This is a genomic window from Mycobacterium sp. TH-M116 (genome assembly GCF_057473685.1).
On the sequence record NZ_JBYCLC010000178.1, the window covers coordinates 1 to 1,780 of the forward strand.

Sequence of the window (1,780 nt, forward strand, 5' to 3'; positions counted from 1 at the left end):
CCGCGAGGCCAGCGCCACCGCGAAATCCTGAGGCGTCGCCCGCGGGGCCGACGCCAATCCCAGGGCGGCGTCGGACAGGTAGGACCGCGGCGTCGACACCGCGTCGCGCAGCAGCAGATACCCCGGCCCCAGCAACGGTGCGGTCAGCAGCAGCGCCAGGGCCAGCGCGTACCCGGGCCGGGTCCAGCGCACGGTGAGCCGCCCGAGCCGGGTTATTCCCGCTCGGGCGCGCCGCCGGGTTCATCGGGCGCGGCCGACTCCGATTCGGACGACTCGTCGGACGCCAGGGTGGGCGCGTCCGGTTCGGCGGGCGCGTGATCCACGTCGGGGCGCTGGGTGGGCAGTTTCTCGGTTTCGGCTTCGGCCCCGGGCACGGGCTCGTCGGCGCCACCGCCGGAGAACTCCTGGTCGCCGCGGTCCAAGCCGGGATCGGTCAGCGCGCTCTCGATGCGCAGGCTGAACGAGGCCAGCAGCGCGCCCCCGATCACCGCGATCAAGCCGGTCGCGGTGAAGGTGATCGGCAGCACCCGCGACCACAGCGCCAGCCGGTCGCGCTCGTCGCGGGCGGCGTTGACCTGTGATTCGACGGTGTCCTCGTCGGAGGTGACCTTGTAGTCGACCAGCGTCAGTTCCGGCTTGAGCGGATCGCGCGCGTAGTAGTGGTTCGCGTGCACGACTTCCTTGACGATGGTTCCCGACACCGGGTCCACCCAGAAGGTTTTCTGCGCGGCGTAGTAACGCGTCATCGTGATCTGTTCGCCGGGTTCGCCGGGCACGCCCCACATGGCCGCGGACGCGGTGACTTTGCCGTCCTCGTTGCCGGCGTACAGCGACGGATAGACGACAGGAGCCACCAGCTTGCCGGCGCTGGTGTAGCCGATGTTCTGCGTGAACCGATACGTCGTCAGCCCGTTGACGTCGTCCTGGCTGTCGTAGTTGACGTCGAACGCTTTTTGCGCGATCGGATCGAAGTACGGGTACGTCTTCTTCTCGGTGTGGAACGGGAACCGATAGGACAGCCCGTCGTGGCGCAGCGGGATAGCGGCCGGTGGGTTGTCGTCGCCGAACGCGCGGGGCTTCTGCACCGAGCCGCCGGCGCGGGTGTCGTCGGACACGGCCATGGCCGTCTTGCGGTTGAGGGTGACGGTGTCCACGATCGCCAGCAGCAGCCCGCTGTCCTTCTGCTTGTCGGTGCGCCGGACCGTCGACCCGGCCTGCAGCGTGACCACGTCGGCATTCGCGGGCGACTCGACGGTGATCTGTTGCTGGGAGACCAGCGGCACGTTCTTGTTGGTCACCAGATGGTCCGTGGACAGGGATCCGAGGTCGAGCGCGGCGCCGGTGCCCGTGCTGACCAGCGTGGTGTCGATGTCGAGTGGAACCTTGGTGATCCTGCTGCCGGTGTACGTCGACAGCAACAGCGCGGCGATCAGCAGGGCGGCTCCGAACCCGATGATCCCGCACGCGGCGAATCGCAACATGACTGCCCGGTTCACGTTGCCGTGCCCTCCTCGTGGTCCATGTCGTGGTCCGTTGAAGGCCCCGATGCTCCCTGGGCTCGCCGGCCGGACCGAGCAGCAGGCTAACCGGTTTGACCCTAACAGCAGATCGTCGGGCCCCGGGTGCGGAAGGAACCTGACGCCACGCAGCAGTCGGCGGTGCGGTTACCGGCGGGAACCAGGAGCAGGGTAGCGGGGTGCACACGGAACGCGGCGAGCCGTCACCGGCACACTGGGATGATGACCGACGGGATGATGACCGACGGGATGATGACCGACGG

1 protein-coding gene and 1 pseudogene are annotated in these 1,780 nt (G+C 68.7%); both read right to left on the reverse strand.

Annotated features, from left to right (window positions below; genetic code table 11):
* A pseudogene (locus AC2VOK_RS09115) lies at positions 1-192 on the reverse strand (hypothetical protein); the annotation flags it as partial.
* A 20-nt stretch (positions 193-212) separates the two neighbouring features.
* Positions 213-1,496, reverse strand: a complete 1,284-nt coding sequence (gene pgfA, locus AC2VOK_RS09120; protein ID WP_428900185.1) for a cell envelope lipid trafficking protein PgfA — start codon at positions 1,494-1,496, stop codon at positions 213-215.
* Positions 1,497-1,780: the final 284 nt, after the last annotated feature.